General features: G+C 62.3%; 26 protein-coding genes and 1 tRNA gene. 10 read left to right on the top strand and 17 right to left on the bottom strand.

What is annotated here, in order from left to right:
* Nucleotides 1–58 precede the first annotated feature (58 nt).
* Complete coding sequence (locus ABID19_RS25465; protein ID WP_354493679.1) at nt 59–1,579, bottom strand: phosphomannomutase/phosphoglucomutase; 1,521 nt, start codon at nt 1,577–1,579, stop codon at nt 59–61.
* 203 nt (nt 1,580–1,782) lie between these two features.
* Between ABID19_RS25465 and ABID19_RS25460 the strand changes: the two genes are divergently transcribed.
* Nucleotides 1,783–1,859, top strand: a tRNA-Pro gene (locus ABID19_RS25460).
* Nucleotides 1,860–1,976: 117 nt separating this feature from the next.
* Here the strand turns inward: ABID19_RS25460 and ABID19_RS25455 are convergent.
* From ABID19_RS25455 to ABID19_RS25415, 9 genes are all read right to left on the bottom strand, one after another.
* Nucleotides 1,977–2,411 carry an RrF2 family transcriptional regulator gene (locus ABID19_RS25455; protein ID WP_354493678.1) on the bottom strand — a complete coding sequence of 145 codons (435 nt, stop codon included), beginning with the start codon at nt 2,409–2,411 and terminating at the stop codon, nt 1,977–1,979.
* 39 nt (nt 2,412–2,450) lie between these two features.
* Nucleotides 2,451–2,936: a group III truncated hemoglobin gene (locus ABID19_RS25450; protein ID WP_354493677.1), complete on the bottom strand. Its 486-nt coding sequence runs from the start codon at nt 2,934–2,936 to the stop codon at nt 2,451–2,453.
* 232 nt (nt 2,937–3,168) lie between these two features.
* Nucleotides 3,169–4,137: an ABC transporter ATP-binding protein gene (locus ABID19_RS25445; RefSeq protein WP_354493770.1), complete on the bottom strand. Its 969-nt coding sequence runs from the start codon at nt 4,135–4,137 to the stop codon at nt 3,169–3,171.
* Nucleotides 4,137–5,144 (bottom strand): ABC transporter ATP-binding protein, encoded by a 1,008-nt coding sequence (locus tag ABID19_RS25440; protein ID WP_354493676.1) that lies wholly within the window; start codon nt 5,142–5,144, stop codon nt 4,137–4,139. Before ABID19_RS25440 ends, ABID19_RS25445 begins: the two co-directional genes overlap by 1 nt.
* Before the next feature lie 2 nt (nt 5,145–5,146).
* On the bottom strand, nt 5,147–6,064 hold the full coding sequence (locus ABID19_RS25435) for a dihydrodipicolinate synthase family protein (protein WP_354493675.1): 918 nt from the start codon (nt 6,062–6,064) through the stop codon (nt 5,147–5,149).
* 16 nt (nt 6,065–6,080) lie between these two features.
* Nucleotides 6,081–6,983: an ABC transporter permease gene (locus ABID19_RS25430; protein ID WP_354493674.1), complete on the bottom strand. Its 903-nt coding sequence runs from the start codon at nt 6,981–6,983 to the stop codon at nt 6,081–6,083.
* Nucleotides 6,983–7,942, bottom strand: coding sequence for an ABC transporter permease (locus ABID19_RS25425; RefSeq protein ID WP_354493672.1), 960 nt, complete (start codon nt 7,940–7,942; stop codon nt 6,983–6,985). The genes ABID19_RS25430 and ABID19_RS25425 overlap by 1 nt, the downstream gene beginning before the upstream one ends.
* 78 nt (nt 7,943–8,020) lie before the next feature.
* Nucleotides 8,021–9,607 (bottom strand): ABC transporter substrate-binding protein, encoded by a 1,587-nt coding sequence (locus tag ABID19_RS25420; protein WP_354493670.1) that lies wholly within the window; start codon nt 9,605–9,607, stop codon nt 8,021–8,023.
* 40 nt (nt 9,608–9,647) lie between these two features.
* Nucleotides 9,648–10,379 carry a FadR/GntR family transcriptional regulator gene (locus tag ABID19_RS25415; RefSeq protein WP_354493769.1) on the bottom strand — a complete coding sequence of 244 codons (732 nt, stop codon included), beginning with the start codon at nt 10,377–10,379 and terminating at the stop codon, nt 9,648–9,650.
* A gap of 129 nt (nt 10,380–10,508) precedes the next feature.
* On the opposite strand from ABID19_RS25415, the gene ABID19_RS25410 reads away from it, so the two are divergent.
* From ABID19_RS25410 to ABID19_RS25385, 6 genes are all read left to right on the top strand, one after another.
* Complete coding sequence (locus ABID19_RS25410; protein WP_354493668.1) at nt 10,509–11,480, top strand: Gfo/Idh/MocA family protein; 972 nt, start codon at nt 10,509–10,511, stop codon at nt 11,478–11,480.
* Nucleotides 11,477–12,472, top strand: a complete 996-nt coding sequence (locus ABID19_RS25405) for a Gfo/Idh/MocA family protein (protein ID WP_352929194.1) — start codon at nt 11,477–11,479, stop codon at nt 12,470–12,472. The genes ABID19_RS25410 and ABID19_RS25405 overlap by 4 nt, the downstream gene beginning before the upstream one ends.
* Nucleotides 12,462–13,412, top strand: a complete 951-nt coding sequence (locus tag ABID19_RS25400; protein ID WP_354493666.1) for a dihydrodipicolinate synthase family protein — start codon at nt 12,462–12,464, stop codon at nt 13,410–13,412. Before ABID19_RS25405 ends, ABID19_RS25400 begins: the two co-directional genes overlap by 11 nt.
* A 78-nt stretch (nt 13,413–13,490) precedes the next feature.
* Nucleotides 13,491–14,462 (top strand): SDR family oxidoreductase, encoded by a 972-nt coding sequence (locus ABID19_RS25395; RefSeq protein ID WP_354493664.1) that lies wholly within the window; start codon nt 13,491–13,493, stop codon nt 14,460–14,462.
* Between the two features lie 124 nt (nt 14,463–14,586).
* Nucleotides 14,587–16,299, top strand: coding sequence for an HAD family hydrolase (locus ABID19_RS25390; protein WP_354493662.1), 1,713 nt, complete (start codon nt 14,587–14,589; stop codon nt 16,297–16,299).
* A 17-nt stretch (nt 16,300–16,316) separates the two neighbouring features.
* The gene (locus ABID19_RS25385; protein ID WP_354493660.1) at nt 16,317–17,177 is read left to right on the top strand and encodes an NmrA family NAD(P)-binding protein; all 861 of its coding nucleotides are present in this window, start codon (nt 16,317–16,319) and stop codon (nt 17,175–17,177) included.
* A gap of 54 nt (nt 17,178–17,231) precedes the next feature.
* On the opposite strand, the gene ABID19_RS25380 is transcribed toward ABID19_RS25385, so the two are convergent.
* Genes ABID19_RS25380 through ABID19_RS25370 form a run of 3 tightly spaced genes read right to left on the bottom strand, consistent with a single transcriptional unit; the run spans nt 17,232 to nt 21,170 of the window.
* A complete protein-coding gene (locus ABID19_RS25380) occupies nt 17,232–19,511 on the bottom strand; it encodes a xanthine dehydrogenase family protein molybdopterin-binding subunit (RefSeq protein ID WP_354493658.1) in 2,280 nt (759 codons plus the stop codon).
* Nucleotides 19,508–20,536 carry an FAD binding domain-containing protein gene (locus tag ABID19_RS25375; protein WP_354493657.1) on the bottom strand — a complete coding sequence of 343 codons (1,029 nt, stop codon included), beginning with the start codon at nt 20,534–20,536 and terminating at the stop codon, nt 19,508–19,510. Before ABID19_RS25375 ends, ABID19_RS25380 begins: the two co-directional genes overlap by 4 nt.
* Nucleotide 20,537: 1 nt before the next feature.
* Nucleotides 20,538–21,170: a (2Fe-2S)-binding protein gene (locus tag ABID19_RS25370; protein ID WP_354493655.1), complete on the bottom strand. Its 633-nt coding sequence runs from the start codon at nt 21,168–21,170 to the stop codon at nt 20,538–20,540.
* Between the two features lie 201 nt (nt 21,171–21,371).
* Between ABID19_RS25370 and ABID19_RS25365 the strand changes: the two genes are divergently transcribed.
* Nucleotides 21,372–21,815: a PPC domain-containing DNA-binding protein gene (locus ABID19_RS25365; RefSeq protein ID WP_352929210.1), complete on the top strand. Its 444-nt coding sequence runs from the start codon at nt 21,372–21,374 to the stop codon at nt 21,813–21,815.
* 27 nt (nt 21,816–21,842) lie between these two features.
* Here the strand turns inward: ABID19_RS25365 and ABID19_RS25360 are convergent, their stop codons facing one another.
* From ABID19_RS25360 to ABID19_RS25350, 3 genes are all read right to left on the bottom strand, one after another.
* Nucleotides 21,843–23,120 carry a DUF763 domain-containing protein gene (locus tag ABID19_RS25360; RefSeq protein WP_354493654.1) on the bottom strand — a complete coding sequence of 426 codons (1,278 nt, stop codon included), beginning with the start codon at nt 23,118–23,120 and terminating at the stop codon, nt 21,843–21,845.
* A gap of 202 nt (nt 23,121–23,322) precedes the next feature.
* Nucleotides 23,323–23,760: a GFA family protein gene (locus ABID19_RS25355; protein ID WP_354493653.1), complete on the bottom strand. Its 438-nt coding sequence runs from the start codon at nt 23,758–23,760 to the stop codon at nt 23,323–23,325.
* A gap of 4 nt (nt 23,761–23,764) precedes the next feature.
* Nucleotides 23,765–24,403 (bottom strand): alpha-ketoglutarate-dependent dioxygenase AlkB, encoded by a 639-nt coding sequence (locus tag ABID19_RS25350; protein ID WP_354493651.1) that lies wholly within the window; start codon nt 24,401–24,403, stop codon nt 23,765–23,767.
* On the opposite strand from ABID19_RS25350, the gene ABID19_RS25345 reads away from it, so the two are divergent.
* Complete coding sequence (locus ABID19_RS25345) at nt 24,397–24,774, top strand: KTSC domain-containing protein (protein ID WP_354493650.1); 378 nt, start codon at nt 24,397–24,399, stop codon at nt 24,772–24,774. The two genes, ABID19_RS25350 and ABID19_RS25345, sit on opposite strands and share 7 nt — an antisense overlap.
* A gap of 62 nt (nt 24,775–24,836) precedes the next feature.
* On the opposite strand, the gene ABID19_RS25340 is transcribed toward ABID19_RS25345, so the two are convergent.
* Nucleotides 24,837–25,064 carry a hypothetical protein gene (locus ABID19_RS25340; protein ID WP_354493649.1) on the bottom strand — a complete coding sequence of 76 codons (228 nt, stop codon included), beginning with the start codon at nt 25,062–25,064 and terminating at the stop codon, nt 24,837–24,839.
* Between the two features lie 172 nt (nt 25,065–25,236).
* Between ABID19_RS25340 and ku the strand changes: the two genes are divergently transcribed.
* The gene (gene ku / locus ABID19_RS25335) at nt 25,237–26,106 is read left to right on the top strand and encodes a non-homologous end joining protein Ku (RefSeq protein WP_354493647.1); all 870 of its coding nucleotides are present in this window, start codon (nt 25,237–25,239) and stop codon (nt 26,104–26,106) included.
* Nucleotide 26,107 lies beyond the last annotated feature (1 nt).

Below are 26,107 nucleotides of genomic sequence, written 5' to 3'. Positions count from 1 at the left end.
CAGCGACAAGCTGGACCGCTTCCCTTGCATGGGCTTCTCGCCCTGGACGCGATGAGGCCTAGAAGGTCTGGTTATAAGCGCCGACTTCCGGGCTGCGGCGCAACACCGCATCGACGCCTTCGAACATCTGCCGGCGCCGCTCTGACGACACCGGGCTCTCCACCACGACGACGAGCTCCGGCTTGTTCGACGATGCCCGAACCAGGCCCCAGGTGCCGTCCTCTGCAACGACGCGAACGCCGTTGACGGTGATCAGGTCGGCGATCTTCTGGCCGGCGAAGACAGCGCCATCCTGCTTCATGGCCTGAAAATCGGAAACGACCCGCTCGACCACGCCGTATTTCAGTTCGTCGGCACAGTGCGGGGACATGGTCGGCGTGCCGAAGGTCAGCGGCAGGGCGCGATAGAGATCGGCCATGCTGCTGCCCGGGCTGCGATCCAGCATCTGGCAGATGGCGATGGCTGTGATCAGACCGTCGTCATAACCGCGCCCGATCGGCGGGTTGAAGAAGAAATGACCGGATTTCTCGAAACCGGCGATGGCGCCGAGCTCGGCCACGCGCCGCTTGATGTAGGAGTGACCGGTCTTCCAATAATCGGTGACGGCGCCATCGGCGCGCAAGACGGCGTCGGTGTTGAACAGCCCGGTCGACTTGACGTCGACGACGAAGGTCGAGCCGGGATGCAGTCGCGCAATATCGCGGGCGAGCATGACGCCGACCTTGTCGGCGAAGATCTCGTTGCCTTCATTGTCGACCACGCCGCAGCGGTCGCCATCGCCGTCGAAGCCAAGTCCGACATCGGCTCCTGTCTCCAAGACCTTGTCGCGGATCGCGTGCAGCATCTTCATGTCTTCGGGATTGGGGTTATAGTTCGGAAACGTATGATCGAGCTCGACGTCGAGCGGGATCACTTCGCAGCCGATCCGCTCCAGCGCCTCGGGCGCGAAGGCGCCGGCAGTGCCGTTGCCGCAGGCGGCAACCACTTTGAGCTTTCTCGATATGCGCTTGTCGCGGGTCAGGTCGTCCAGATAGGTTTTGCGGAAATCCGCAACGAAGTCATAGGAGCCGCCGCCGATCAGGTCGAAGTCGCCCGCAAGCACGATCGTCTTCAATGCGCTCATTTCCTCCGGACCAAACGTTAGGGGACGCGCAGCCCCCATCTTGACGCCGCTCCAGCCATTCTCGTTGTGCGAAGCGGTGACCATGGCGACGGACGGCGTGTCGAGCGCGAACTGGGCGAAATAGGCCATCGGCGACAGCGCCAGCCCGATATCCCTAACCCGCGCGCCGGCGGCCATCAGGCCGGAAACCAGCGCCAGCTTGATCGCCAGCGAATAGGAACGGAAATCATGCCCGGTGACGATATCGGGCCCCGCGCCCAAGCGCCGGATCAGCGTACCGAGCCCCATGCCGAGCGCCTGGACACCGATCAGATTGAGCTCCGGTGGCTCAGCCGAGGCCGGGTGGCCGAACCACCAGCGTGCATCATATTCACGAAAACCGGACGCCTTGATCAGCGCCGAGGTTTCAAACTCGAATGTGTTGGGACGGGCTTCACTAACGATCTTCAGGGGCAAGACAGCAACTCCAAGCGGCTGGATTCAGAGTGGTTTCAACTGGGGTGGCCGGTGCCTATAACACGAGCCCTTGAACGGTGTTTACCCCCAGCCAACTGAAACCTGTATGACGTTAAGGCGAAAGCGGAAGAAATGCGACAGAAGCGCTGCCATTGGCGCTTGCAGGAACGAAGTGCGGCGGCTATAAGCCCGCGGTCTGGTCACGGAGTGTAGCGCAGCCTGGTAGCGCACCTCGTTCGGGACGAGGGGGTCGCAGGTTCAAATCCTGCCACTCCGACCAGAAAAAACAAGTGTTTAGCGTTTCCCGAGATCGCTACCTACCTGCAACACCAACGGCGGACCAATCAATCCTGGCGAACAGGTAACCCTGCGCTTCACGAGGCCTTTTACCCGCCGCTTAGCACATGCGGGGCGGCCCGCGTAGGAAGTCCTGGGGCAACAGCGCGATGTCGGCCAGTGTGTAACCGTCTAGTACGCTCTGGAAGGTGGCCATCGCTTCGCCAAACATGCCTGAAAGCTTGCAGCATCTGGTGAGCACGCATTGATTTCCACTGGCGAAGCACTCCACAAGCGCGAAATCCGGCTCGGTTAGTCGCACGATATCGCCTATCCGGATCATCTCGGGCCGACGCCCGAGGGCAAGCCCGCCGGAACGGCCGCGGATCGCTTTCAGGTAGCCGCTGCGCGTCAGCGTATTGGCGACCTTGTTGAGGTGCGTCTTGGACACGTTGAAAGTGCGGGCGACCTCCTCGATCGTGATCCGGCGATCGTCGGCGGAGGCCGCATACATCAGCATCCTCAAGGCATAATCCGAGAAGTTGGTCAGCCGCACGAATGGGTCCTCCGATGAATCACGGTGGCTTTACACAGGTCACCCACAGGTCACTCCGGCATCAAGGTCTTTCTCGACGATCGGTTCTATGGCCATCGTGGTCTCGCCACGGCTGAACGCGGCCGCGAGACGGAAACTGTGAGCGATGCGCAATGCGCGATCCATGAACAGCGCCGCAACCTCGGGCGGGCAGATGCGGTGCACCGTTGCGCGAAACAGCTTCAGCCAGCGCCGGAAATGCGCCTCGCCAAGGCCGGAGATGGCCAGGTGTGGCGGCAATGGCCGGCCTTCATACCGGGACGTCCGGAGCAGTGTCGCGGACCAGAAGTCGCACATCTTCGCCAAATGGCGCGGCCAATCGCCGGGGTCGATCCTATCGTGGAAAATTGGGCCGAGAAGTTCGTCGCGGCCAATCTCGTCATAGAAGCCGTGAACCACGCACCGGATCATGCGCTCGTCGAGCACGTCCGGCAACGGGACGCCGTCGATGACGATCGTTTTCCTGCTTAGACCATTCGCGGTCATATTCGTCTCCCCTGTTGTGCTTGCATGGCGACGGCGATCGAAGACCTGCCCTCGCAAAAATGCGCTGGTCGGCGGATCGGCTAGCATCCCACGCAAAAGATAGATTGTAAATATATGTTATTGATGGCCTGCTCATACCCGCCAATCAGCATGCCGCCTGGGTGACTAGACGGCCGGCGCGGAACGCAGAAATCATATGCCGATCTTAAAGACGTTCGGCCATGGACTTGCCTTAGCCGATGTCGTCGCGAATGCAGGCCTTCAGATGGCCATCGGACGTTGCCCGCAGCGGCGGGACGATGCCGGAACAAGCGTCCAGGGCAACCGGGCAACGGGTTCGGAAAACACACCCGGTTGGCGGATTTGCGGGGCTTGGAATGTCGCCCTTCAGCACCTGCCGGCCTCGCTTGGCCAGCGGGTCGAGCGACGGAATGGCCGAAAGCAATGCCCGCGTATAGGGATGCTGCGGCCGGGCATAGAGCGCGGCCGCCGGCGCAACTTCCATGATGCGCCCGAGATAGAGAACGATCACCGTGTCGCAGATATATTCGACGACGGCCAGGTCATGCGAAATGAACAGCATGGTCAGACCGAGCCGGACCTGCAGGTCGCGCAAAAGATTTATGATCTGCGCCTGGATGGAGACATCGAGGGCAGAGACCGGCTCGTCGGCGACGATGAATTCAGGCTCGAGCGTAAGCGCACGGGCGATGCCGATGCGCTGACGCTGCCCGCCCGAAAATTCGTGGGCGTAGCGGTCATAGGCATCGGTAGGCAACTCGACCGCGGCAAGTGCCTTCTCCGCCCTCGCCCGCCGCTCGCGCCTGTTGCCGATGCCCTGAATATCCAGGCCTTCGGTCAGTATCTGCCCGATGGTCATGCGCGGCGACAGACTGGCGAACGGATCCTGGAAAATATACTGCATCTTGCGGCGCTGGCGAGCCAGGGCGCCGGCGTTCAGCTTGGTGATATCGATGCCGTCAAATCTGATTTCGCCTGACGTCGGCTCGATGAGACGCAGCACCGAGCGGCCGATCGTAGTCTTGCCCGACCCGGATTCGCCGACGAGGCCGACCACCTGGCCGCGCGCGATATCGAAGGAAATATCTTCCAGCGCCCTGACGACGGGACCGCGCGAGAACGCCGTCGGCGCAAAATGCTTGGTCAGGTTCCTGACCGAAAGGAAAGGGGCGTCCACTATCAGAGATCCTCCCAGCGCAAACAACGGCTTTGCTGGGTCGACGTCACCGCGAACAATGGCGGTACAGCAGTGCGGCAGGCATCGACAGCCAGGGCGCAACGCGGCGCGAAAGAGCAGCCCTTGGGCAGCATGGCCAGCGACGGAACATTGCCGGCGATAGTCGGAAGCGGCGTTCCTGCTGCCTTCAGCGTGGTGGCCTGGCCAAGCCGTGGCACCGAACGCATCAGCCCCGCAGTGTAGGGATGACGCGGACGGGCGAACACCTCGCTCACCGGACCCGATTCCACGATGCGCCCGGCATACATCACCGCGACCCGGTCGGCGATCTCGGCAACGACGCCGAGATTATGCGTGACGAATAGAATACCCATGCCGCGTTGCGCCTGCAGCTCGGCCAGCAGGTCGAGAATCTGGGCCTGGATGGTGACGTCCAGCGCGGTGGTCGGCTCGTCGGCGATCAGCAAGGTCGGATTGCAGGACAAGGCCATGGCGATGGTGGCGCGCTGGCGCATCCCTCCCGACAGCTCATGCGGGTATTGCCGCGCCCGCCGATCGGGATCGGGAATGCCGACCTGAGCCAGCAGCCGCACCGCGTCAGCGGCGGCATCACGATGCGACTTGCCGAGATGGATGCGGATCGGCTCGGCGATCTGTTCGCCGATCGTGTAGACCGGATTGAGGCTGGTCATCGGCTCCTGGAACACCATGCCGATGTCGTTGCCGCGCACCTTGCGCAGCGACTCGGGATCGAGGTCGGTCAGCTCGGTGACCGTGCCATCCCTGCGCCGCAGCGCGATCGATCCCTCGGCGATGTGTCCGATCTTCTTCGGCAACAGGCCGATGATCGACAGGCTGGTGACGGACTTGCCCGAACCGGACTCGCCGACGAGCGCGACCGTCTCACCCGAGCCGATCGTCAGATCGACGTCCTGCACGGCGGCGATGTCGCGTCCGGCGATACGGAACACCGCCCGCAGACCGGAAATCGAGAGGATCGGAGCGTCCACGGTCAGCGCAGCAAGCCGACGTCGCGAAGGATGATGTCGACCTTGGCGGTTTCCTCGTCGTTCAAGCTGCGTTGCGGCCGCGCCATGGTGTTGGATGCGATAATGCCGAGGCTCTTCATTGCGGTCTTAAAGGCGCCGACGCCGGCCGAGCCCGCACTTGTCCTGCCGAGCGAGATCCAGACGATCTCGAACAGCTTCAACAGCCGCTCCTGCTCCAGACGAGCTTCGGCGTGCTGACCGGCCTGCATCAGGTTCCACAGCTTGACGTAGCCGTGCGGATCGACATTGGCGAGGCCCGGCACAACACCATGTGCGCCCATGGCAAGCACGCTGTCGACCAGGATCTCGGACCCGGTCATGCCGAAGAAATTCGGATCGTTGGCCATGTCCTTGAGTACGTAACGCAGATTGCCATCATCGCCGCTGGAATCCTTGATCCCTGCAATGGCGCCCTCCCTGGCGAGGCCGACGGTGGTCTTGCGCTCCAGCTTGACATGAACGCAGACCGGAATGTCGTAGGCGATGATGGGGATGTCGACCGCGTCCTTGATATAGCGGAAGTGATCGCCGATCTCGGGCTGGCTGGTGCGGGTATAGAATGGCGCTGTGACCACAACGGCATCGGCGCCGGCCGATCTGGCTACCTTGGCGTGATTGATGACACGATCGGTCGTCGGGTCGATGACCCCGGCGAAGATCGGAACGCGGCCGTTGTTGACCTTGGCCGCATGCTCGATGATGGCCCTGCGGCCGGCCTCGTCATGGAAGACCACCTCGCTGGTCGAGCCGAGCACGAAGAGCCCGTGAACGCCGCCGTCGAGCAGGTTCTCGATCGTTCGCGTGAACGACGGGAAGTCGACACTGAAATCGGAATGGAGCGGGGTGACGACAGGTGGCACGACGCCGGTAAACAGGGGCATTTGAAAAACCTTCAGGTCAGTTGAGATCGGAACGGGGGTCGAATGCATCGCGCAGCCCATCGCCGATGAAGTTGATGGCCAGGACGGTAAGCACGAGTACGGCGCCGGGAAACATCCATTGCCAGGGATATTGTTCGAGCACGACGGTGGAGCGGGCGAGATTGAGCATGTTGCCCCAGCTGGCTTCGGGCGGCGCGATGCCGAGGCCAAGGAAAGAGAGGCCGGCTTCGAGCAGAATGGCGTTGGCGATCTGCAGCGTGGCGTAGACGACAAGAATGTCGATGCAATTCGGCAGGCCGTGACGGAACAGGAGATGCGGCAGCCCTGCCCCCATGCCACGGGCGGCGACGACGAAGTCACGCTCGCGCAGCTCGAGCAGCCGGGCGCGCACCATGCGCGACAGCACCGGCCAGGAGAGCAGCGAGATCACCAGGATGGTCGGCGCGATGCCGGTGCCGGCGATCGAAGCGAGCACGAGCAGGAAGATCACCGGCGGCAGCGTCATTGCGAGATCGACGAAGCGCATCACCGTGCCGTCGACAACACGGCCGCCGAAGCTGGCGATCGCACCAACGAGGAAGCCGATGACGATCGAGATGGCGACCGAGCAGACGGCGACCAGCAGCGAGATCCGCCCGCCTTGCAGCAGCCTGGCCATGACGTCGCGACCGACGCCGTCGCTGCCCAGCCAATGAATGGCGGATGGTCCCTTGTTGATCGCCCTGAGATCGATGGCGTTGGGGCTGAACGGCCACCATAAATGATAGGTCGAAACCGCCAGCAGGATGGGAACGACGATAAGCAGACCGGCGCGCGCCGCACGATTCTCGAAGAAGCGGTCGAACGCGCGGCGAAGCGGTCCTTTGGTTTGCGGCACGGCTGTCGGGCCGACTGTCGGATCAGGCGCGGTGATTGTCATCACGACACCTGAATGCGCGGGTCGACGACGGCATAGACGATATCGGTCAGGAGATTGACCAGAATGACGCAGATGCCGATCACCAGAGTGGCGCCCATGATCACCGGGTAATCCCGTGTGCCTACGGCGTTGACCAGCAGCAGGCCCATGCCCGGCCAGTTGAACACGCTTTCGAGGAAGATAGCCCCGCCGATGGCGATGCCGACCGTCGACCCGATCAGGGTGATGACAGGCAAAAGCGCATTGCGCGTCGCGTGCTTGATGATCACCCAGAATTCGCGCACTCCCTTGGCACGCGCGGTCCTGACATAGTCCTGGTTGAGCACTTCCAGCAGCGATGCGCGCATGTAGCGCATGATCAGAGCAGCGTGTCCGATGGACAGCAGGCAGGCGGGCAGGACGAGGTGCGCGAGCACGTCCGATACGGAAAAAGGTGCGCCGGCGGTCTGCATGCCGCCTGATGGCGCCCAGCGCAGCAACACCGAGAAGAAGTACAGTCCAAGAAGTGCCGTCAGAAAAGCCGGGCTGGAGATGCCGATGAAAGAAACCACCGACAGCGCGATATCGGGCAGCGCGTTACGGCGGACGGCGCTTAAGATGCCGGCGGAAATGCCGAGCACGATGGCGATGGCCAGGCCCGTGCCCATCAGAAGCGCGGTTGGGCCGATGCGCTCCATGACCAGCGGCAGCACGGCAACGCCGCTGCGCTGGATCGAATAGCCGAAGTCGCCGCTGAGTGCCGCGCGAAGCCAGGCGAGATATTGTACGGGAAGCGGCTGGTCGAGCCCAAGCCGGTCCCGCAGGACTTCGAGGTCGGAAGCAGACATCGGGCTGGACGGGTTGATGTATGCGTCGATCGGATCGCCGGGCGCCAGTCGCAGAAGGACGAAGATGAGGACGCTCAAGGCGACCAGCATCAACAGTCCTGTAGCGCTGCGGCGGGCAATGAAACTCAGCATTGGCGGTCCGTAGTGATGGTGAGCGGAGCCGGCACGGTGCCGGCCCCTTGCAAATGCGGGCCTGACCCGCCGAGCGTTTTACTGGATGTCCCAGCGTTCCGGATGAGCCGCATAAGGACCGCCGGCCGGCGCCGGGGTCCAGACGAAGTCACGCAGCTTGTTGGAGGCCACGCCATAGCGGTTGGCCACCCACAATGTCGCCCAGGGCACATCCTTGTTCATCACCTTGCAGACTTCCTGCCAGGATTGATCGATCTTGGCCGGATCGGTCTGGCCGAGCGCGGCGTCCAATGCGGCGCTCAGGTCGTCGAACTCGATGCGCATGGTGTTGAAGCCTGCCGGCGGGATCTGGGACTTGTTGAGACCCGGACTGATGCCGGCCGGATTCGGACCGTTCTGCAGGCCGGCATAGACCATCGCAAACGCGTTCCAGTCCGGCGTACCTTCCTTGTAGACGATGCCGTTATAGGTCGGCGTATCGACGACGCGCGGCACCACATTGATCCCGACCTCGGCCAGCATCGACTGGATGGCGGCCATCACATTGGCCGCTTGCGGCGAGCCGTAATAGGTCAGCAAGGTGATGGGCTTGTCGCCGTTGATCTTGTCCCAGCCCGCCTCTGCAAGCAGAGCCTTGGCCTTTGCCGGATCGTAGGCATAGGGTTCAAGGCCTTCGGGAACCAGATGCGGCGCGACGTAGCCGCAATTGGCCGGTTTGGCCGCGCCGCCATAGAGGCTCTCGATGATGGCATTGCGATCGATGGCGTACATGATCGCCTGGCGGACGCGAACATCTTTGAAGAGCTCGACCTTCTGGTTGAGACCGATGTAGTTGACTACATAAGAAGCGCCCTCGATCACCTTGAAATTGCTGTCGCTTTTGAAGGACACCGCGTCGTCCGGCTCGACATAGGTGAACTGGATTTCGCCAGCGCGCAGCGCGGCAACGGCCGCCGCCGGGCTCTCGAAATACCGGTTGATAAGCACGTCGACCTTCGGCTTGCCGCCGCGATAGTCGTCATCGGCAGCCAGTTCGACATATTGGTCACTGACATAGCGATTGAATTTGAAGGGGCCGGTGCCGACAGGCGTAGTGGACCACCAGGTGCTTGTGGCCAGCGTTTCCGGTGGCATCCCGGCCAGGGCATGATCCGGCAGGATCATCACCTGCGAGAGAATGGACAGGAAGGAGCCGTTGGGCTTCGACAGTTTGACGACGACGGTGCGATCGTCCGGCGCATCGACCGACGCGATATCGCCGAGACGCGCGGCAAACAAACTGCCGGACGCCTTGTTCCTGGCGAGTTCAAGCGTGAACTTGACGTCCTTGGATGTGAACGGCTTGCCGTCGTGCCAGCTCTCCTGGACAAGGTTGAACGTATAAGTCAGCTGGTCGTCGCTGACCTTGTAGTCCTTGGCCAGATCGCCTTCGAGTTCGGTCAGTTCGGCGTTGTAGATGACCAGCGGTTCGAAATAGGTGCTGAGCCAGGTAAAGCCGCCGGTCGCAGCCAGCGGATTGAAGTTCTTGGGAAAGCCGCCGGGGCCGACGTCGAAGCCACCGGTTATGGTCTTGGCGTCCTGTGCCTGGACGCCGGTGGCCAGGCCGATGCCGCCGAGCAGCAGCCCGGTGACGGCCAGATGACGAGCTATAGTCTTGATGCGCATGGTTTCCTCCCTTGGCATTGTCAGGTAGTTCGGCGTTGGGTCAGGTCGTTCGGTTTTTGGCGATGACTTGCTGAATCCCCCTGTAGTGGTCGTCGAGGCGCTGACGCGCCCGGTCGACATCCTTGGCGGCGACGGCCTCGACGATCTCGTGATGGTCGCGCCACGTCGCCAGCGGCGTCGGATTGTCGAGGCTGGTGAAGTTCGAGGCCTTGTTGAACGCTACCCAGAAGATGTCGATCAGCGCGCTCAGCATGTGATTGTTCTGGCAGCGGAACAGCAGTTGGTGGAATTGCTGGTCCTCTTCGGCAAAGCTCTCCTGGCGCTCGGCGCGCCGCCGCATGCTTTCGGTCAGCTGGCGCAGCGCGGCGATGTCTTCGGCGCTGATCATTTCGATGGTCTTGGCTATGAGGCCGGTTTCAAGGACGCGACGGATCTCGCGCAGCTCTTCCACGTCGCGCAACGAATCCTGCAGGCCATAGGCCAGATTATCCAGCAAGGGCTTGAACGAGAATTCCTTGACGAACACGCCGATGCCGCGACGCGTCTCCAGAATGCCGATCGACTCCAGCGCCTTGATTGCTTCGCGCACCGAGTTGCGACCGACACCGAGCCGCTGCGCCAGGAAGGTCTCCGGAGGCAAGGGGTCCCCCGCCTTGAGCTTGTTGCTCTGGATATAGGTCCTGAGGCTCTCCTGCACGCTGACGTGAAGCAGCGGCGGTCGAGTCAGCGGCTCGATCGACTTGGATTCCGAGATCGGCTTGGGTTCTGAGATCAACTTGGGTTCCGGCATTTTGCTCCCAGCGCCGCTGCAATTGCGCCCGATGGCGCGTTGCAAAGCGGTCGTTGCTTGTAGCATAGCGACTTGTAGGATATCCTGCAAGTAAGAGGATTCGTCACTGAAATGAAGATTGTCCTGGCCGGATCGAGCCATTGGCACGCCGAAATGCATCTCGACGCCGCTCACGCTTGTGGCGCCGAAATAGCCGGCATTTGGGATGAGGACGCCGAGCATGCGCGCGCCTTCGCGACGCGTCATCATTTGCCGCTCATCATCGATTTCGCGAAAATCCTCTCTAGCCCGCCTGATGTGATCCTGCTGATGGGACATCCTTCGACGGTGCCCGCGCGGGCGCGTGCCGTCATCGAAGCCGGCATACCGCTGATCCTGGAGAAGCCGGCGGCGAGCAGCACCGGGGCGTTGGCCGCGCTGCGCGACCTGGCGGGGCAGCACCAGGCCTTTGTCAGTGTTCCCCTGCCCAACCGCTTTGGACCGGCCGTCACTGCCTTTGAGCGGCTGCGCCAGCAGGGCCGCGCCGGTGCGATTGCGCATTGCCAGTTCCGCTTGGTCAACGGCCCGCCGCAGCGCTATGCGGCCGACGGCGTCGCCTGGGTCGTGGATCCGGCGATCGGTGGCGGCGGCGCGCTGAGGAACCTTGGCATCCACGGCGTCGACGCCGCGCTCAGCCTGGCAACCGGCAGGCTTGGGCTGAAAGCCGTTTCGATCGAGAACCGCATTCACCGCGCCGCGGTCGAGGACCATGCGCTGCTTGTGCTGGAAGATGATGCCGGAGCGTTGTTCGTGGTCGAGGCCGGATACACTTTCGCGTCGATGCGCCCCGGCGGTGACTTCGAATGGCGCATCGCCAGTGAGAATGCGACCCTCATCGACTATGGCGAGCGCGCCATCTGTGCGACGCTCGACGATGGCGCTATCGTCGACTTGCCGATCGAATTGCCGGCGACGCGCTACCGGCTATGCATGAGCGACACGCTCGACCGGCTGGCTCGAAAAGCGCCGCCGGCGATTTCGATCGATGACTATGTTGCGGCGATGTCGCTGATCGACGCCGCGTATGAAAAGGCAGGACGATGATTGGAATAGGCATTATAGGAGCGGGCGATTTCGGCGGGGCCCACGCAAGGGCAATCAAGGAAGTGCACGGCCTGCATCTCGTCGCGTCGAGCCGCGGCAATAACGATGCCCTGGCCGGCTTCACCAGCGAGCACGGTGGTCGCGGCTACACCGACTGGCGCAAGCTGCTGGACGACAAGGATGTCGACGCCGTCCTCATCGCCAGCCCTCACCATCTCCATGCCGAAATGGCGATCGGGGCGGTAAAGGCCGGCAAGCACATCATGCTCGAAAAGCCGATGGCGCCGACGGCGGCTGCCTGCGATGCAATCAATGCCGCCGTGGCCGCCAGTGGCGTCAAGCTGATGGTCGCCCATCTCATGCATTTCGCCCTGCCCTGCATGGCGGCCAGGCAGGCGCTGCAGGAAGGAGCGCTCGGCCGGCCGCTCATCGGATCGAGCTGGATCATCAAGCTGTGGATGGAGCACAATCGCCGCGACTGGCATCTGCGCAAGGCAACCGGCGGCGGCATGCTGTTGACGGCCGGCATTCATGCGCTCGACCGCCTGGTCTGGCTGATGGATGACGATGTCGTGTCGGTGAGCGCCATGCTCGGGGCCAAGTTCCATGACCAGGAAGCCGACGATACCGCCCTGCTCGGTCTGCGCTTCGCCGGCGGCGGGCTCGGCCAGGTGCAGAGCATCGGCTATCGCAATGGCGCGACCACCTACGCCATGGACCTGGTCTGCGAGCAGGGAACGCTGCGCATCGACATGGACCGCGGCACGATGCTTGGCCGCGATACGGCCTGGACCGACCTGCCAGGCTCGTTCGAGCCGAACTGGATGCACAACGCGCTGGTGCGCGAATGGACGGCGATGCGCGATGCCATTGCCGACGACAAGCCGGTGCCGGTCGACGGTGCCTATGGACGCAAGATCATTGGCATCATCGAGGCCGCTTTTGCGTCGAACGAAACCCGGCGCGAGCACGAGATCGCCGGTGCGCGCTGAACCGGGCCATCTGGCCCACTTACCTGCACATGCGCCGCGCGGCGTCTGGGGCGCGGTGATGCTGGCCATCGACAATCGCGGAGCAATCGACTGGGACGCGACGGAAGAGACGATCGCGCGGCTCTGCGCGACCGGTGTCGACGGCATCTATTCCAACGGCACGGCCTGCGAATTCCACTGCCAGACCGAACCCGAGTTCGACCGGCTTTGCGACCTGGTGGCCGCGATAGCTGGCCGCGCACGCCTGCCCTTCCAGATCGGCATCAGCCAGTCCAATCCGCGCGTTGCGCGCGAGCGGCTGATGCGGGTTTCGGCGTTTCGCCCGGCGGCGGTGCAATTCACCTTGCCCGACTGGTGGCCGCCCAGCGACGACGAGGTCATGCGCTTCGTCGGCGGCCTGTGCGAGACCGCACCTGACATGCCGCTGGTGCTCTACAATCCATCGCACGCCAAGCGCCGCCTGACGCTCGAAGGCATCGCCAGGCTGCGTGCCGCCGTGCCGTCGCTGGTCGGCGCCAAGCTGCCGGGCGGCGACGCCAGCTGGTACGCCGACATGCGCCGCGAACTGCCGGGATTTTCGGTTTTCGTGCCCGGCCATACGCTGGCGACGGGCTTTGCCCAGGGCGCCCATGGCAGCTATTCCAACGTCGCCTGCCTCAACCCGAAGGGCGCTGTGACGTGGTGGCATATGATCCGCACCGACGCGGCAGCCGCTGCCGAAATCGAGACGCGTATCCAGGCCTTTCTCGCCACCCACATTCTGCCTTTTCGGGCTCGCTACGATGTCAGCGATGCGGCGCTCGACAAGGCGATGGCGGCGGCCGGCGGCTGGGCGCCGCTTGGCCCGCGACTGCTCTGGCCTTACCGCTCGGTTCCCAACGAGGAGATCGCGACGCTGGCCAAAGCCGCACGCACGGCCTTCCCCGAATGGTGGCAGTGAGCCCCGTTTAATCGACGCCATCGCGTAAACTTTTTCGCCGGACATGCGTTGTTCCTTCTCCAAGCCAAGGAGACAGCCATGCAGATGAAATCGGAAATCGCCGGCGAGGCCGCCAAGCAGCGCCACATCCAGCGCGGCATCGATGCCAAGGACAAATCGAAGAGCAACGGCAAGCAGCAAGGCGCCATGCAGGCCGGAGCACGCAAATATCCCGAGCCGCCCTTTCCAGAGCAGCACCAGCCGAAGCCGGGGCACGAATGGGCGATCGAGCCGGCGCCGCTTTACGATGCGCCATTTTATATCGGATCGAAAAAGCTCGACGGCAAAGTGGCTGTCATTACCGGCGGCGATTCCGGCATCGGCCGCGCAGTCGCCGTGCTCTATGCGCGTGAAGGCGCCGACGTGGCGATCGTCTATCTGTCCGAGGACAAGGATGCCGAAAAGACCAAGGCGGCAGTGGAAGCCGAAGGCCGACGCTGCATGCTGGTCAAGGCGGACGTCAGCGAACGCGATCACTGCCGCAATGCGGTGGCTGAGGTGGTGAAGGAATTTGGCCGGATAGACGTGCTGGTCAACAACGCCGCCTTCCAGATCCATTCCACCGACTTCAGCGAACTCACCGAGGAGCATTTCGACACGACGCTGAAGACCAACCTCTACGGCTATTTCCACATGGCGCAGGAGGCCGTGCCGCATATGAAGCCCGGTTCGGCGATCATCAACAGCGGCTCCATAACCGGCATCGAGGGCTCGAAGCAACTGGTCGATTATTCGATGACCAAGGGTGGCATTCATGCCTTCACGCGTGCGCTTTCGGGCAACCTTATCGAAAGGGGAATTCGGGTGAACGCCGTGGCGCCAGGTCCGGTATGGACGCCGCTCAACCCGTCGGACAAGGAAGCCGGTGACGTTTCGAAGTTTGGCGCAGACACGCCAATGAAACGGCCGGCGCAACCGGAGGAGATCGCGCCGGCCTATGTGTTCCTCGCCTCGCCGCACTGCTCGAGCTACATCACCGGCGAGATACTGCCGATTATCGGCGGCTACTGAGTGGGTGTCCTGCGCCGCCACGATTGTCCGCTCGGCTCGATCACACTGCGGAACGGTATGCCTCGTCGTGCGACCTAGCGTGTGACGGTGGTGGCGGCGATCTCAGACATGAAATGGTCGACAGATGTATTTCATTGCCTTGGCAACAGACTATGACGGCACACTGGCTCACGAGGGGATCGTCGCTGAAAAGACAATTGCCGCCCTCGAACGCTTCAAGAAAAGCGGCCGCAAACTCATTCTGGTCACGGGACGAGAACTGCCCGACCTCAAGCGCGTTTTTCCCGAGCTCGGCCTGTTCGACAAGGTCGTCGCCGAAAATGGGGCGTTGATCTACACGCCTGCCAGCGAGGAAGAGCGCACGATTTCACCGGCACCGGCGCCCAAATTCGTCGCCAAGCTGAAGAAACACGGCGTCAAGCCGCTTTCAGTCGGACGGTCGATCGTTGCCACCTGGGAACCACACCAGGCAACAGTTCTTGAGGTCATCAAGAACTTAGGGCTGGAGCTGGAAATCATCTTCAACAAGGGCGCGGTGATGGTGCTGCCGAGCGGCATCAACAAGGCAACCGGGCTGGCCGCCGCGCTTGAGGACCTGAAACTGTCGCCACACAATGTGGTTGGCATTGGCGATGCTGAAAATGATCATGCCTTCCTGCAGGCATGCGGCTGCAGCGTCGCTGTCGACAATGCACTTGCGGCGGTCAAGGACACAGCCGACCTGGTGACGCGCGGCGCCCGTGGAAAAGGCGTCGAGGAACTGATCGAGAAACTGGTGAAGCGTGATCGGGAACTTGTCCGAAAACGCCGGGACGGCATCCTCCTCGGCTCGGTCGGCGGCGACGAAGTCTATCTGACGCCGACCGACACGGTTCTGATCGCTGGAAGCTCAGGCATCGGCAAATCCACCTTGGCCACCGCGCTGACGGAACGCTTCGTCGAGAGCGGCTTTCAGTTCTGCATTTTCGACCCGGAAGGCGATTACGATGGCCTCGAGGGCGCCGTTCGGATAGGCGACGGCTCAAGCGCACCGACAAAGGCACAAGTGCTCGACCTGATCGACAAGCCGGACACCAATGTGGTCGTCAATGGGCTGGCACTGCGGGTCAATGAGCGGCCGGACTTCTTTGCCGATCTGCTGCCCGGTCTCGGCAGTTTCCGCTTCCGCACAGCGAGGCCGCATTGGCTGGTCATCGACGAGGCGCATCACCTTCTGCCCAAAAAGCGCGACGACACACGCGCCGTTCTATCGTTGGAATTACCGGGCACTGTCCTGATCACCGTTCATCCGGAAGCGATCTCGACCGATGCCCTGCGTCTGGTCACTGCCGTCATTGCGCTTGGCCCCAAGGCCAAGAATGTCATCAAGGCGTTTTGTCGTGAGACGGACACCAAGCCGCCAAAGGATATCCCATCGCCAAAAGGCGAGCGCGTGTTGTTCTGGCGACCGCAAACCCGCAAGAAAATTGCCATGGTCAAAGCGATCGAGCCGCGCCAGTCGCTCAAGCGTCACAGCCGCAAATATGCAGAAGGTCAACTCGACGAGGCCGGCAGCTTCTATTTCAGAGGCCCCGACAATGCGATGAACCTGCGCGCCCACAATTTGTTGATTTTCGCGCAGATCGCCGAAGGCATCGATGACGGGACCTGGGAGCATCACCTGCGCGCCGGCGACTATTCCGAATGGTTTCGTCATCAGATCAGGGACAAGGAGCTGGCGCGCGAAACCGCCGAAGCAGAAAAGGACGAAAAGCTCTCGGCGCAGGAAAGCCGCAAGCACGTTCTGGATGCAGTACGTCGCCGCTATACGGCTCCTGCCACCGCCCCGGAGGAATAGAGAGAAAGGGATGATCCATGCATATCATTCTCGGAGGCACCGGCCATGTTGGTTCTGCTGCAGCTATGTCGCTTCTACAGCAGGGCGAAGCGGTCACCATCGTAACTCGCGACCAAGCCAAAGGCGCCGACTGGACCCGGCGTGGCGCCGAAATCGCGGTGGCGGATGCCCACGACAGCGAGGTCCTTCGCCAGGTTTTTCGTCAAGGCGAGCGGCTGTTTCTGCTCAATCCGCCGGCCGACCCATCGACCGACACGGACGTTGAAGAGCGTAAAACCGTCGCCGCCATCACTGCGGCGCTTGAAGGATCTGGATTGCGAAAGATCGTCGCCCAATCAACCTACGGCGCCCGGCCCGGCGACCGATGCGGCGACCTGAACGTCCTCCACGAGTTGGAGCAGAAACTGCATGCCCAGCCGATCCCTGCCAGCATCATCCGGGCGGCATATTATATGAGCAACTGGGATTTTGCTCTTGGAACTGCGGAGCAGGATGGTGTGGTGAACACATTTTTCCCGGCGGACTTCAGATTGCCGATGGTGGCACCGGACGACCTCGGGCGCACCGCCGCCCGTCTGCTGAAAGAGCCAATCGAACAGACAGGTATGCACTATGTCGAAGGCCCGGCGCGCTACACTGCGTCCGATGTCGCGGCTTGTCTGAGCGACGAATTGCAAAAAGACATTCAGGTGGTGACGGCTCCGCGTGAAAAATGGCAAGCAACTTTTGAGGGCATGGGCTTTTCCGAGGCCGCTGCCCAATCGTATGCGCGCATGACCGCCGTTACTCTGGACGAGCTAGAATTGCCCACAAATCCCGAGCGTGGCACGGTTTCCCTGCAACGCTACATTTCCGATCTGGTGGCCCGACGAAATTAGCGCCGCAAAGAAACGGCGAATACCTCTGTAGTCTCAATCCGTTACCGGAACAAACTACACTATTAAATCCTCTATTCTGATCGGCAGATCGCGGATACGCCTGCCGGTGGCGTGATACACCGCGCTTGCGACGGCGGCTGCTGTTCCGACATTGCCAAGTTCGCCCAAGCCCTTGACGCCGGCCGGGTTGACCGCGTGATCGACTTCCGGGACGAGGATCACCTCAAGCTGCTTTATGTCGGCGTTGACCGGCACCAGATAGTCCTGCAGGTCGCGGTTGACGTAGCGGGCGTGGCGCCGGTCGATTTCGGTCGCCTCATGCAGGGCCTGGCCAATGCCCCAGATCATGCCGCCCATCAACTGGCTGCGCGCGGTGCGCGTGTTCATGATGCGGCCGGCGGCAAAGGCGCCGACGATGCGGGGGACCCGGATTTCCCTCGTGTAGCTGTTGATACGCACTTCGACGAATTCTGCGCCATAGGCGTATTTCACCGAATCCTCGTCCTGATCGCCGCCGTGGAATTCCGCCTGCCCGGCATAGAGCTTTTTCAAGGCCTCCGGCGAGGAACCCTTTGGCGCGAACTCGGCATATTCCTCGAGGGCGCCGATCTGCATTGCGTTGAAGACGTCGGACAGTCTGGCCGACTTGCCGCCATCGGTGACGACGGCCTCCTTTTCCATTTCCAGCTTTGCGTTGCCGGACCCCGCCAGCGGTCCGCCCTCCCCGACAGCCGCGGCGAAGAGTTTTTCGCGAATCGCGTCGCAGGCCTTCAGAACCGCCGAGCAGACACTTGCGGTCGAAATCGAGCCGCCAGAGACCGGCGCCGGCGGCAAGGTGCTGTCGCCCATCTCGACGCTCACCTTGTCGATATCGACGCCAAGCCGTTCGGCTGCCATCTGCCCCGCCACGGTGCGCACGCCGGTGCCGATCTCGTGCGAGCCGGACTGGACACGAACATGGCCGTCGTCGGTCAGGCGGACACGGGCTGCGCAGGGCGCTGCGGCGGTAGGATAGATGGCGGTCGCACAGCCCATGCCGACAAGCCAGTCGCCGTCTCGCATCGAACCGACCGCCGCTTCGCGCTTTGACCAGCCGAAGGCTTCTGCGGCCTGGTCATAACATTTGATCAGCGACCTGCTGGAAAATGGCTTACCGCCGATCGGCTCCTTTTCCGGCTCGTTGATGCGGCGGAATTCGACCGGATCCATGCCGAGTTCCACTGCCATTTCGTCCATGGCGTTCTCGAGCGCATAGACGTAGGGCGTCTCGGGCGGCGAACGCATGTAGCCGGGTGTGTTGCGGTCCGCATGCACAAGAGAGACGCGGGTCAGCACCGAGCCGTAATTATACATGCGGCTGGTTGCCGAGGTGCCGCCGACGACATAGGGGTCCGGTCGCGAGGTCACTTCCCAGCCTTCGTGACCGAAGGCGGTGATGCGGCCGTCCTTGTTCGCGCCGATACGGATGCGGTGCCGGGTCTCCGCCCTGTAGGTTTGTGTGTCGTAAGCTTGCATGCGGCTGACTACGCAGCGCACCGGCCGGCCGACGCGGCGAGCCGCGACCGCTACGATCGCCGTGCGGGCGGTCATCGGCCCCTTGGAGCCGAAAGCACCGCCGATATAGGGACTGACGATCCGTACATTGGCCGGGTCGATCTTCAATTGCCGTGCCAGTTCGGTCTTCCAGCCGGTGACGTTCTGGCTTGGCTCGTGCACGGTGAGCTGATCGCCCTGCCACCACGCCGTCGTGGAAAATAGCTCGATCGGATTGTGGTGCTGGGTCGGCGTCGAGTATTTCTGATCGATCTTCACCGCAGCCGCAGCATAGGCCGCGTCGAAATCGCCGGCTTTGAGGTCCTCCTTGTACATCGGACTTTTGCCGGCGGCAGGCTCGATCGTGGTTCCCCGGGAATCGAAGCTGGCGCTGGGTGTTTCTTGCGCATAGTCGGCGCGGATCAGCATAGCCGCCTCCGCCGCCGCCTCGAATGTCTCGGCAACCACCAGAGCGATGATCTGGCCGTCATGAAAGATGGTCTTGTCGTGCAGCGGAGCGATCGAGCTTGCGCCGGTATTGCCGAATTTCGGCTTGTCGATCTCGTCCATGTCACCGGCGCTGACGATATCGAGGACGCCGGGCACCGCTCGAGCTTCCTTAAGCCGGAGACCGGAAATGCCGCCCTTGGCGATGGTGCTGGTGGCAAGCACGCCATAGGCGACATTCGCGGTCGCAAGGTCGGCTGGGTAACCAGCCTGGCCGGTAACCTTCAGGCGGGCATCGATCCGGGGAACGGGATTTCCCATATTCTCTTTCGGCGCGGGGGCAGCTTGGTTCATGATGAAACCTTCATGTCGCGTGTTTCGAGCAAGGCTCGCACCAGGGTGCGTTTGCCGAGCGGGATCTTGAATGCGTTGTGTTCCCTTGGCTTCGCTTCGGTGAATGCGGCTTCGGCAGCAGCCTCGGCGGCATTGCGATCGAGCACCTTGTCTTGCAATGCCTCTTCAGCCGCTCTTGCACGCCAGGGTATGGTCGCCACGCCACCAAGCGCTATGCGGGCCTGCCTGACCGTGTCGCCGTCCATATCGAGAGCGACGGCCGCCGAGGCCAGCGCAAACGCGTAGGATTCGCGGTCGCGTATCTTCAGGAAGCGGGAGCGGCGGCTCCAATCGCGGAAAGGCACATTGATGGCTACGATGACTTCGTCGGCCGCCAGATCCGTCTCTATGTTGGGCGTATCGCCGGGCAGGTGGTGCAGCTTGGCGAAGGGTATCCTGCGCAAGCCCTCCCTCCCCTCGGCTTCGACAACGGCATCGAGCGCGATCAAGGCCTGGGCGAAATCGCCGTGGTAGGTAGCGATACAGTCGTCACTGGTGCCGAGGACCGCATGCTGCCGGTTCAAGCCTTCCAGGGCAGCGCAACCGGACCCCGGCTCGCGCTTGTTGCACGGCCAGGATGTCTCGCGAAAATACTCGCACCGCGTCCGCTGCAGCACATTGCCGGCCAGGCTGGCCATGTTGCGGATCTGGCCGCTGGCCGCCAATTTCAGGCTTTCGGCAAGCAGCGGGCAACGGCGCTTGATCTCGGCCCTGTCTGCCGCCTCGCCCATGCGAACCAGCGCGCCGAAACGGATGGTGTCGTCGCTGATCCTGATCTGCCGCAAGGCCGGTTCGGCCAGACCGTTGAGGTCGAGCAGGCGCTCGGGCTGCGCAACGCCAAGCTTCATGTAATCGGCCATATTGGTGCCGCCGGCGATGAATTGGGCGTTGGCCTGCGTCGGGGGAACGCGCGCGTCAGTAGAATGCGAGGCGGCGGCGACGGCCGCGGAAACATTGGTCGGTCTTTCGTAAGCGAAAGGGCGCATCTCAAGCCCTCCTGGTCTCGTCTCGCGCCTGGACGATGGCCGCGACAATGTTCGGATAGGCGGCGCACCGGCACAGATTGCCGCTCATATATTCGCGGATGTCGTCTTCCGAACCGGCGTGGCCCTCGTTGACGCAGCCGATGGCTGACATGATCTGGCCTGGCGTGCAGTAGCCGCACTGGAAAGCATCGTTGTCGATGAAAGCCTGCTGCATCGGGTGCAGGGCCCCGTCCATGGAAGCGATCCCTTCCACGGTGGTGACTTCCCGGTCCTGGTTCATGACGGCGAAACTCATGCAGGAAAGCACACGCTTGCCATCGACAAGCACCGTGCAAGCCCCGCACTGGCCGTGGTCGCAACCCTTCTTTGTGCCCGTCAGGCCGACATGATCGCGCAGCGCGTCAAGCAGGCTCGTGCGATTGTCGAGGGCGAGATTGTAGGCCTGCCTGTTGATGCGCATCGAAATCGTCGACAGATCGCGCGGCCCGGCCGAACTGGCGGTCGATTGTTCGGCCGCTTTCACCGACTTCGCCAGCAGCGGCGCAGCCGCGGCCGCCGAAACGGATCCGGTCATGAAGCCGCGTCGGCTGAGGACGGGCAATTTGGGTTTGCTGCGGGATTTGGCATCGGACATGGCTGGCTCCAGGCTGGCTGCGTCTCAAGCGGGCCAAACCATCCGCTGAAGCCAAGGTTCCCTCTCTCACGCGCCTGTGATCGTTTCTCCTCCAGACGCGCAATCCGATCGCCAGCTTCGAATTGGCATTCGGAACTCTCCAGCCGTCTTTTCGTTCAGGCTGACGACAACAAAAGCCGATATGGCGTCTGGAGTGAAATCATGAAATCGCAGCTCGTCGCCGAAAGCGCCGGACAAAGGACGTTCGTGGTGGTGCTTGATCCCGGCGAAGAAGCATTCGCGGCGCTTACCTCTTTCGCGGTCGATCAGGACATTGGCGGCGCCTCGCTGACCGCGCTCGGCGCCTTCGAAAGGGCGACCGTCGGTTGGTTCGACTTCAACCAAAAAACCTATCGGAAAATCCCCGTCCAGGAACAGTGCGAGGTGCTCAGCGCGATCGGCGATGTTGCGATCGGCGACGACGGCAAGCCCAGCCTTCACGTCCACGCGGTGCTCGGCTTGCGCGATGGCACCACGCGGGGCGGACATCTGCTCGACGGCATTGTTCGGCCGACACTCGAAGTCACATTGGTGGAAGCGCCTGGGCATATGCGCCGCAGGAAGCGTCCCGAACTCGGCATCGCTTTGATCGACCTGGACGCTTGAAGGCCAAATGCGGACCAGCGTTGAAACTCAGGTCCGTCCTTTGTTGTTTGATTTCTCGGGCGCTGTCTCGGGTGCGGGCTCCCAGCCGAATACGCTGCGACCGCCGAGCAGATGCGACTGATCGAACTCCCCGGCAACGATTTCCTTCAGGCTGGGGCCGGTGACGTAGCGCTCAACCTGCCGCGATTGGTCGTCCAGCCGCTTCAAGGCACCGATTTCTTCGTCGCGGCCGAGCCTGGCCCTGTGGACGGCGGATTTCAGCACGCCGATCGTCTCGTCATAGACCTTCAGCGGCACAGGAAATGGATGCCTGTCCTTGCCGCCATGCGCCAGCGAGAAACGACCGGGATCGGAAAAACGGCACGGCGCGCCATGCAAGACCTCGGCCACCAGCGCCAGCGCCCGCACCGTGCGCGCACCGACGCCGGGGACCAGAAGAAGTTCGGAAAAATCGGCCGGGCCACGTTCGGCAGCCGCCGCCATGTTCCCATGAAGACGGCGCATGACGACATCGCTTTCGCGAACGTCGTGGTGCGCCGGCATGATCAGGTGCGGCAGCATCGGCTGCTGTTGCGGCGCCTGCTCCGGAGCCGGGCCGGGTTCCAGCGCGGCGAATTCCCTCAGGATGCGATCCGGTCCGAGGTCTTGCAGCAGCTCCAGCTGTCCCTTGCGCGACGCGTCGGCGCGGCGGTCGGTCAGGTTGACGATTTCGCCCTGGTTGGCGCCCTCGATGGCGGCATGCGGCTGGTCGACGAAGCTCTTCAAGCCTTCCGACAGCCAGTGATAGCGGCGCGCCACCTTGCTGTCGCCGTTCATGCCCTGCTGCACCACGACCCAGTCGCCGTCATCGGTCACGATGAAGCCATGCAGATAGAGATCGAAGCCGTCCTGAACGGCGGCGCTGTCAACCTTGGCGACGAGCCGGCTGGCCGTCGCCAGGCCTGTTCCGTCGAAGCCGACGCGCTCGCCGATGACGGCAAGCTCGTGCGGGGTCTTGCGTGAATGCGCCCCGCGGCCGCCGCACACGTGGATGCCGAGTTCGCCGGAGAGCGGAGCCAAACCGCGTTTCAGGGCGCCGATGACGCTGGTGGTGATGCCGGAGGAATGCCAGTCCATTCCCATGACGGCGCCAAACGACTGGAACCAGAACGGATGCGCCAACCGGCGCAGCAGCTCCTCGCGACCGTAGTGGTGAATGATCGCCTCGCACATGACCGCGCCAAGGCGCGTCATGCGGTCGCCGAGCCATTTCGGCACGCGTCCACCATGAAGTGGAAGGTCTGCGCTTCCCGATCGTTGTGCCAAATCTTGCCGCCTGTTGCCGATCTATGCCTTGCGCTCAACAGATAGGTATCGAAAGCGGGGTAAAGAAGCGATGATGCCCGTTTCGAGCTGCCGATGCTGCCTGATCGGTGCCAGGCCCGCTTGGCAATCAGTGTAGCGGTTATCAGGTAGATTCGCTGACGAGATTAGGGCCATTTGGGTTCCATCGGCGGCGTTTTGCCGGTTACCGATCGGCTGGATTTCCGAGCGCCGGATCGCGCCGTCTCGAATATCTTTCCACACGCGGCAGATCGTCACGAAATTCCACCCACGGCAGCTTCATGTCCCAATAGGCATGAGCCTGCGGCGCAAAGCGTTCGGGGTGATCGAAGAAGCCGATCGTCACATAAAGTTCTTCGGGAAGCCCCTGATCGAGATAGGCTATGGATGTCCCGCAATCGGCGCAGAAGGTGCGCAACACGCCTGGGGTTCTTGAGAACGTCTTCGGCGTGCCGGTCAGCAATCTGAACTGGGCCGGTCGATATCCGACCCAGACCGTCAGCGGGCTTCCTATGGCCTTGCGGCAATCGTCGTCGTGATCGGAGCAAATCCAGAACGGATCGCCATGCATCTCAGCCGTTATCGAACCGCAAAAACAGGAGCCGGCCTCGATTCTGTTCATCGAACTATCGCTTCTGATCGAGGCGGCCGTTCGGCCGCAGGGTGCGCAGGGTGATCGAATAGCGGTGCGCGGCAACCGGAGGGATGCTGTGCTCCCATTCGGTACGCGCCGGACCCGTCATCAGATAAGCCGACCTTGGCTCGACGATGATGGTCTCGCGGTCCCATTTCGGGCCGTTCTTCCGGCGGAGCCGAAAGCTGCATGGGGCAAGCAGGGAAACGCCGGCTACGGCATCGAAATGCGGCTTGTCGCGATGCCAGCCGATACCGGCGCCAGGTCGGTACTCGTTGATCAAAACCTGCACGAAAGCATCGACGGGCAGCCGCGCAAATGCCGCCACCTTCTCCCTGAGCGGCATCAGAAAAGCTGGGATCGCCGGCGCCTCGACGACTTTGCGCTGGTCAAAATCGTAGCGCAGGCCAAAACCGGCGACGCGCCGGTTTGCGAGATGGCCATGAAAATCAAAGGGCTGGAAGGCGAGACTTTCGAGCTGCCGGACCAGCTCAGCTTCTTCCTCGACGGTGATCAGCCCTGGCTGATAGTGAAACCCCTCCGGCAGATCGTCGAGGACGCGAAAATCGGGCGCGCCAAACAGGTCGCCTTGGCCGGCGAGTTCCGGCTGCTTGGTTTTGAGCGATGGCATCAACCCTAATTGGTGAAGCTGGCCGGCGACGGCAAGGCCTTGGAGACGCGGAGCCGCGCCGGACCATCGCCTCCTATCTTGCGCTAGATGGAACCTGGCTTGCCCAGGCGGGTTATTGCCCAGACGCGCCGAGTGTTGGGATCGAGTGTTGGGAAATGCCTTCGGCTGCTATCCAAAGCATGAATTACGATCCGGCGACGAGAACCCTCTCTGTATGGTTTGTTCCAAGTGGAAACCGCTACGACTACAACGACGTGTCGCCGCAAACTTACACTGAATTCCGCAAAGCCCCGTCAAAAGGCCGCTTCTTCAACGCGTTCATTCGAGATCGGTATAGCTACCATCTGGTCGAGCAGAGTCAGTCGGGGTGAGTCGTCGGCAGTGCATCCGGAAAGCGATGGCTTGTGTAGAAAGCGTCGGCCGGCCGGTCTTTTCATTGCGCCGGCGGCGTACCGGGTTGATCGCCGCCCGTCGACGACTTGGGCGTAGGATCCTTGTCGACCTCGGGACTTTGCTCGACGGTGTTGGTGTTGCTCTGAGTCGGTTCAGTGCTGCTGGTGTTGCCCTGTGTCGGTTCGGCCTCGTTGCTGCAGCCCGCTAAAGCAAAAGCCGCCACCAGAACCGACAAAAACGACAATCTCGTCAACCTCGATTTCGCCATGCCAACCGCTCCTTCCTGCTCGACAACGGCGGGTCGTGAAATTGGTTGCAGCGGAATGATTATCTGGGTTGGCCGAGGACCTTCTCATCGCCGTGAAGGAGCCAAGGAACAAATCTGCGCGCCGCCACGTTGCATTTCCAGTGCAAACGCTTGTGACAGTGAGGCTGTTGTCTTGGCGCCGAGAGCAAACTGGAAGGGCTTCCTGAAAATTGGAGAACTCAGCTGCCCAGTGGCGCTCTATACGGCTGCCTCGACTTCAGAGCGGATCGCCTTCCACACGATAAACCGCGCCACCGGCCATAGGGTGCATCGCGCGTTCGTCGACAGCGATAGCGGCAAACCCGTCGAGAAGGACGATCAGGTCAAAGGCTATGAGATCAGCTCGGGCGACTACGTCGTGCTCGAACCCGATGAGGTCGCAGCCGCCGTCCCCGAGAGCGACAAGACGCTGTCGGTCTCGGCCTTCATCGGCTGTTCCGATGTCGACGACGTGTATTTCGACAAGCCGTATTACCTGGCCCCGCCGGACAAACACGCGGAAGAAGCATTTGGGCTGATCCGCGAAGGCATGCGCAGGAAGAAAGTCGCTGCGATCGCCCAGACCGTCCTATTTCGGCGCGTCCGGACCCTGCTCATCCGGGCCTATGATGAAGGGCTGGTCGCAACGACGCTGAATTTCGACTACGAGGTGCGCTCGGCGGAAGAGGCCTTCGACAACGTGCCCGACATGAAGATCAAGGGCGAGATGCTCGAACTGGCCGAACACATCATCAAGACCAAGAAGGGCAAATTCGATCCGACCAAATTCGACGACCGATATGAGGCGGCCCTGGCCGAACTTGTGAAGGCGAAGCTCGAAGGCAAGAAGATCACTGTTCCGAAGCCGGCCAAGCGGGAGAAGGTCGTCGATCTTATGGATGCGCTGCGCCAAAGCGCCGGCGTTGGCGGCAAACAGCCCCCGACAAGAAAACCCGCGGCAAAGTCAAAGCCGGCGCGACACGCGAAGGCGAAGCAGACGGCGCCGCGTCGGAAGGCCGGCTGAC

Origin of the sequence: Mesorhizobium robiniae (assembly GCF_040545535.1) — a bacterium.
GTDB lineage: Bacteria > Pseudomonadota > Alphaproteobacteria > Rhizobiales > Rhizobiaceae > Mesorhizobium > Mesorhizobium robiniae.
Note: the sequence above shows the minus strand (reverse complement) of the source record. Positions and strands in the feature narration are given on the sequence as shown.